Annotated in this window: 5 protein-coding genes; all 5 read left to right on the top strand. The window is 57.3% G+C overall.

Annotation, left to right across the window (positions count from 1 at the left end; translation table 11 throughout):
* Positions 1–60: 60 nt before the first annotated feature.
* From ACTHNZ_RS21760 to ACTHNZ_RS21740, 5 genes are read left to right on the top strand one after another with little or no spacing between them, the layout of a single operon-like run.
* Positions 61–726: a hypothetical protein gene (locus ACTHNZ_RS21760; RefSeq protein WP_440544657.1), complete on the top strand. Its 666-nt coding sequence runs from the start codon at positions 61–63 to the stop codon at positions 724–726.
* Positions 727–763: 37 nt separating this feature from the next.
* Positions 764–1864 (top strand): hypothetical protein, encoded by a 1101-nt coding sequence (locus ACTHNZ_RS21755; protein WP_440544656.1) that lies wholly within the window; start codon positions 764–766, stop codon positions 1862–1864.
* Between the two features lie 10 nt (positions 1865–1874).
* A complete protein-coding gene (locus ACTHNZ_RS21750) occupies positions 1875–3158 on the top strand; it encodes an HlyD family secretion protein (RefSeq protein ID WP_440544655.1) in 1284 nt (427 codons plus the stop codon).
* A 14-nt stretch (positions 3159–3172) separates the two neighbouring features.
* Positions 3173–5338, top strand: a complete 2166-nt coding sequence (locus ACTHNZ_RS21745; protein ID WP_440544654.1) for a peptidase domain-containing ABC transporter — start codon at positions 3173–3175, stop codon at positions 5336–5338.
* A 47-nt stretch (positions 5339–5385) separates the two neighbouring features.
* Positions 5386–6780, top strand: a complete 1395-nt coding sequence (locus tag ACTHNZ_RS21740) for a TolC family protein (RefSeq protein ID WP_440544653.1) — start codon at positions 5386–5388, stop codon at positions 6778–6780.
* Positions 6781–6883: the final 103 nt, after the last annotated feature.

Here is a 6883-nt window from a genome sequence, read left to right as displayed (position 1 = left end):
CAAAAACTAAATAATGCCAACAAGCATCATAATTGAATTTTCTCCGGCATCATTTGCGTCGTGAATCCGAGCTTCGACGGGCGCAAGATATATCGTCACTTTGTCGATGATTTGCAAGTTAAGAGAATCCATTTTTTAAATCAGAATCATACACGCGATAGCGCGAGCGCAACGACGGCGGGCGCAGCAGCCCGGTTTTTATTGGGCGCTCTAGAGGAGTGGATCCGCGATGCCGACCTGACGGTTCACGTAAGACAGTTCACAGAGCCGCTCAAGCGCCTATGCGCAAGCGCGGCACCCGCCATTCCTCCGCCCCGCTATGTTGCCATGACGATAAGGGCGAACGGAAACGTCGCAATTGATGACGACTTACGCAACACGTTACCGCCTCTTTTCAAACTCGATCTTAATGTCAAATCCAGCACGCTAACTGATTTTCTCAACCACGCCGCAGTGGCGAGTTTTCACCGACTTTCCTGCGAGGTTCCCTCTGTCTGCTCGCAATGCGGAGCAAAAGAAGTGTGCCGCGCCGGTAGCGGGCTGGGAGAATCCGTGCTTCATCGATACAGCTTCGTCAAAAAATTCAACAATGCAAGTCTATTCTGCTCCAGCCACAAAGCCATCATCATTCGTCTGGAACAATTTGCGCTTTCACACGGCATTTCATGGTCAATCATCGAAAGAAACATGGCAAAGATGTCGACGCACTCCATTCAAATCCCTTGATGTCATCAGCCACAAAATCTCATGGAAAACCAAATTCTTGTCAGCCATCATTGCCACATTAATCTCGCTCACAACACCAACTCTTGCATTTCCAAAAAATGGGAACGATTTCATCCCCCATAGCAGCAACGATGCAAGAATAACTTTCACGGTGCCTACTGCGGACGGGACCAAATTTCCATTTTTCGGCAACGAAATTTTATCCTATGATGGTGCGCGCCTGCGGTACTACTCATCAGACAACTCATCAAGGGAATTACCGCTGGTGATCTTCCTACCCGGCAGCGGTTGTGCCGGTGCTTTTTCAATATCTGCCGACAATCATCGAACCGCCGGCCCGGAAGCGTTCGCCCTCCAATTCAAGGCGAATGCGCGGCTAATTGTCATGGAAAACCCCGGCATTGAAAACCGCTTCGCACGCGAAACCGGGATCGACTGCTCGCCGGCGTTCCAGCGAATGGAAAATCTAGAGGTGCGAGTGGCAGCGCTGCAAGCCGTCGTGGACGATGTCCGGAGTCGTAACTGGCTTCATCCGCATTTCATGATCGTCGCCGGGTCTGAAGGCGTGGCATGGGCCACGCGCTTCGCGACCTCGTCGACGAATGTATCGCATCTATTGTTGATCTCCGGGTTCGGAATCGGGCAACCCCTAGCGACCGTCCACGCTGCGCTCACGGGTTGGGGAAATTGGAGCTTCGTCGGCGACGAACCGAGCGGTGCGCAAGGACGACTGCGATCGACGTTGGCACGGTGGGAGCAAGTACGTCGAGGGACCGACCTCGAGGGAGGCAAGACAATCGCGGGCCACGATCAACGCTATTGGCGCTCGATTGGCACTGCTTCACCCGCCGAAGATGCATTAGGAACAGCGGCGCAGCTTTACGTGGTTCAGGGAGGCAGTGACGAAAGTTCGCCTGCCGTGAATTACGAGGCGGGCTTAGCCTACCTCGTGGCCCACAATCGCCCCTTCGTGTCCGAGTACATTCCGTGCGGTGATCATTTCTTGATCTGCCAAGGCGATGGCGGTGTTCCTCGAAATCTTCAAGACGTCATCACGCACGGCATGGAATGGTTCCTGACGGGCCGGTTGATGAAATCCTCGGTAGCCGTATTCAATCCCTTCGATGCACTCCGATAGGCGATGCCACATGCCGGCGAATGACCGACGATCTCCGTTTCGACGCGAGGCCAAGGATGCGCAGCGAGCACAACCATTCGGCGGAATCGTGCTCGTCCGCCCCGTGCCGCTGACTGTGCTGACGGTCACCGCGGCAAGTATGGCGTTCAGCTTGACACTGCTGCTTGCGCTCGGCAGCTACACGCGTCGCGTCGGCGTCGCAGGCATCGTCACGCCGGACACGGGACTCGTCAAGGTCTACGCCCCCTACCCCGGCATCGTCATTCGTAAAGCCGTGGTCGAAGGTGAGCGCGTCACGAAGGGGATGACGCTTTACACGGTTTCGACCGATCTTCAAAGCTCGACAGAAGGTCACACTCAGGCCGCCTTGATTAAGCAGGCACACCAGCGCAAAAACTCGCTGCTGCATGAGACCGAAACAATACGGCAGCTCCATGAGCGCGAGCGCGATACCCTAACAGACTCCGTAGCCAGTCTCCGCGTCGAACTTGCACGACTTGACGATCAAATCGCGAGCCAACAACAACGTATCTCGATCGCCGCCGAGGGTGTCGCCCGCTACCAGCGGCTGCTAGCGCAGGACTTTATCTCGACTGATCAATTTAGAGAGCGACAAGTCGACCAGCTCGATCAAAAATCGAAGCTGATCGCTCTGTGGCGCGACCGCGCCAACGCGTCACGCGCACTCAAGCAAGCATCGGGTGAATTAGCCAGCCTCGAGCTACGCCAGCAAAATCAGTTATTGCAGTTGAGCCGCACGACGATGGACGTTGACCGGATGCTCATCGAGAGCGAGGCCCGGCGCGAGCTAGCCATTACCGCACCCGAAACGGGCATCGCCACCGCAGTCATTGCGGAACCTGGGCAAATGGTCGATCCCACACATCCAGCGGCGAGCATTGTCCCCGACGGGGCCCGCTGGCAAGTTTTTCTGTTCGTTCCAAGCACCGCTGTTGGCTTCGTGCAGATCGGCGATTCCGTACGTGTCCGATATCTCGCTTACCCGTATCAAAAATTCGGCCAATATCACGCCCGCATAACATCCGTCGCTCGCACCGCATTGTCCGCCGAAGAACTATCGAAAAGCGGGATGATGGCGGCCACAAACACTCACGGAAGAGACGGCACTTTTTATCGCGTGACTGCGCTTCTCGATGAGCAGGGCGTGACCGTGCACGGCAAGCCACACCCACTGCAAGCCGGCATGATGCTCCAAGCAGACATCTTGCAGGAACGCAGACGCCTGTATGAGTGGGCGCTCGAACCACTCTACACCGTTACCCGCAAACTCTGATTCCGCCCGTCCTCATGCCCATTGTTCACGGTCTTTCGTTCGGCGTTGCCAGCAAGCTACCCATGCTCGTGCAAGCCGAAGCTTCCGAATGCGGACTTGCATGCCTTGCGATGATCGCCGGGTACTACGGCCATCACGTTGATGTCCCGACGCTGCGCGGCCGCTTCGCGACGTCGCTAAAGGGGATAGCACTTCCGAGAATCATCGAAATAGCACATCGACTCCAGCTCGGCACGCGTGCGCTGCAGCTCGACTTGCATCAGTTCGGGCAACTGCGAACCCCATGCATCCTGCATTGGGACTTCAATCACTTCGTCGTGCTGAAGGAAGTGAAGGGCAACAGTGCAGTCATTCACGATCCTGCGCAAGGCATTCGCAAGCTCTCTCTCGACATAGTCTCGCATTCATTCACCGGCGTCGCCCTCGAGCTCTGGCCAACCGGTAATTTCAAACACCGCAAGGCAGCGCCCATCGTCAAAATACGCACGCTGCTAGGCCCTATATCTGGATTGAGGCGCTCGCTCGCCATAATGCTCGTGCTCGCACTTGCGCTCGAGGTCTTCATTTTGGTTCACCCGTTCTTCTTGCAATGGGTAATCGACGAAGCGATAGTGAGCTCCGACCAGCAGTTGCTGACGTTACTAGCTTGCGGCTTCTGCGTACTGCTGTTGCTGCAAAAGGCGATCAGCGCGATCCGTACATGGGCACTCATGTACTTCGGCACGACCCTCAACATTCAATGGCGAGCGAATGCATTTGTGCGCCTTCTCGGCCTGCCCATGCGCTATTTCGAGCGGCGCCACCTGGGCGATGTCATCTCCCGATTTGGTGCAATCGACACGATCCAGCAGACGCTTACCACGTCGTTTCTCACCGCCGTCATCGACGGGCTGATGTCGGTTATAACGTTGGCGATGATGCTTGCTTACAGCCCTGCACTCGGCTGTGTCGCGCTAGCTGCGATGGCGCTGTATGCGCTAACGCATGCCGCCTGTCATCGGCCCCTGCAACGCGCGAACGAAGAGCAAATCGTATGCGCAGCAAAGCAGGAGAGTCACTTCCTCGAAACAGTGCGCGGCATAAAATCCATCAAGCTGTTCAACCGTCAAGATCAGCGCCATATGAGATGGCTATCCTTGCTTGTCGAGCAGATCAATGCCAACCTCCGAGTTCAAAAGCTGCAGCTGCTCTATCAAGAATTCAACGGCTTACTGTTCAGCCTCGAAAGCGTTCTCGTCATCTGGCTTGGCGCGCGCATGGTCATAAACGGTGAGTTCACAGTTGGCGCGTTGATCGCTTTCAATGCATACAGGATTCAGTTCGATAGTCGCGCCAGTAGCCTGATCGATAAGTGCTTCGAAGCGCGCATGCTGCGACCTCATGCCGAGCGACTTGCAGACCTCGTGCACGCTGAACCCGAGTCGAGCACGGACCTGCGCCACGAGCCCGACGAAGTGGAAGACCTTATTGCAAGTATCGAATGCGAACAGATCGTCTTTCGCTATACAGACGGCGAGCCTGCTGTGCTCGACGGGCTTTCCCTCTCGATCAAAGCCGGCGAATCCGTGGCGCTCGTCGGAGCGTCCGGTTGTGGCAAAACGACCTTCATGAACATCTTGACCGGAATGGTTAAACCGACGGATGGCAAGGTCCGCATAGGCGGCGTGGAACTCGAACGGCTAGGATTAGCTCGACTACGCAATCTTATCGGAACGGTACTACAGGACGACATCCTCTTTGCTGGATCGATCGCCGACAACATCAGCTTCTTTGATCCGCATGCCGACGCCAGGTGGATCGCCGAATGCGCGACGCTCGCCGCGGTACATGAAGATATCATCGCGATGCCGATGGGGTATAACACGTTGATAGGCGATATGGGCACCGTTCTATCGGGCGGTCAAAAGCAACGGGTACTGTTGGCTCGTGCACTATACAAGCGCCCGAAGATTCTTTTGCTCGACGAGGCGACGAGTCACCTCGATCTGCAGCGCGAACACCAAGTTAACGTCGCGGTCAGCATGCTAAAGATGACGCGGATCATCGTCGCGCATAGGCCTGAAACCATCGCTTCCGCCGGCCGAGTACTGACACTGTCCAATGGTCGGATCACGCCACGTGCTGAGACAGCCGAGGAAACACCCGAGGCGCGTGGTATCAAAGCGTCGAAGCCCCGTTAGGCAAGCGGCCGATGAAACGTCGATGCGCCCTTACTGCGGCAGCCGTCATGCTCTCAAGCGTCCCTGCCGCCGCAGGGCACACGCTCGATCATTATCGCGTCCGCGATAACGTCTCTGCGATCACAACACCATCGCCGGTTACCGGCATGCTATGCCCAACACTGCCGGACGCGCGACCGCTCAAGCTCGAGGATGCGATAGTGCGAGCGATCTGCGCGCATCCTCAAGCCCTCAAATCCTGGTCGGCGGCACGCGCACGATTCGCCGCGCTCGGCATCGCCGATGCGGCCTATTTGCCAACGCTCGCGGCGACTGCTGGGTACCAGCGCGAAACGCAATCTGCCCCCGACGACAGCGGCAAGCACGGACAGATTGCTGAGTCTCAGACCTCGTTCAATGCTTATGGGACGCTCAACATGAGTTGGACGCTCTTCGATTTTGGCAAGCGCAGTGCCACACAGCGGCAAGCTCGCGCCTTGTTGTTCGCCGCAAATTCGGTGCACGACGCGACGCTTCAGGCGGTTCTTTTCAAGGCCGTCGAAGCGGTCTATGCGGTGTGGGATGCGCAAGCGTCGGTCGACGGGGCGAGCCGGGCTGAATCGATCGCACGCAAGAGCCTCGCACAGGCAACTGCTAAGCATGTGTCTGGTGCAGGAACACGTTCCGATGAACTGCAGGCGCGCGCCAGCTATCGGCGCGCGACGCTCGAGCGCGTCAATGCCGAAGGGCATTTGCGGTCGGTAATCGGTGCACTCTGCGTAGCACTTGGGCTCGACGCGAACATGCCCCTCAGGGTCGCCGCCGAGGACCGAGAAGCGGACGAGGATGCGCTCGCACACATGGAATCCGACGTTGACGAGTTAATCGAGAGCGCAAAGCGGTACGCACCAAAACTTTTGGCCGCTCGGGCGAACTTGGACGCGTCGCGCGCGGAGATCGATATCGCGCGATCTCAGGCTCGTCCAACGATCGCATTGGTCGGCAGCGTGGCCCGAAGAAATCCGGGCTCCGCTTCGCGGTCCGGCAGCCCGGCCAGCAGCGGCACAGTCGGCATTCGGATGACGATCCCTCTATTCGACGGCCTGACATCCCGCTACGGCATCCAACGCGCCGAAGCGCGAGCCGAGATGCAAGAAGCCGAACTGCGCGATGGCGAACTTCAGGTATCGCTCGAGGTTTGGAGCAGTTATCACGACGTGCGGACCAGCGCAGCGAATCTCGTGAATTCGCGGGATCTACTTGATGATGCTCAGAGCGCGCTTGACATGGCGCGCGGCCGCTACGACGAGGGCGTTGGTACGTTCACGGAACTGCTAACTGCACAGTCGATGCTCGAGGAGGCTCGAAATCAGCGACTAAGAGCCATTTCAAAATGGCGTGACTCGCGTCTCAGACTGGCTGCAAGCCTCGGCAGACTTGGGCTTTGGACATTCGCTCAGTAACAAAATGCCGGCACGTGCATTGAGTGACCTGCCTCACTAGGAACCGTTATTCGCCCTCGTTTCAACGCTGCCTGCGTGGGGTCATGCAAAGCGCGCGTCACTG

The sequence above is a fragment of the Trinickia sp. genome, assembly GCF_051953955.1.
In the GTDB taxonomy this organism is placed as follows: domain Bacteria; phylum Pseudomonadota; class Gammaproteobacteria; order Burkholderiales; family Burkholderiaceae; genus Trinickia.
The sequence above is the reverse complement of the archived record's forward strand: the minus strand, read 5'-3'. Positions and strand labels throughout refer to the sequence as shown.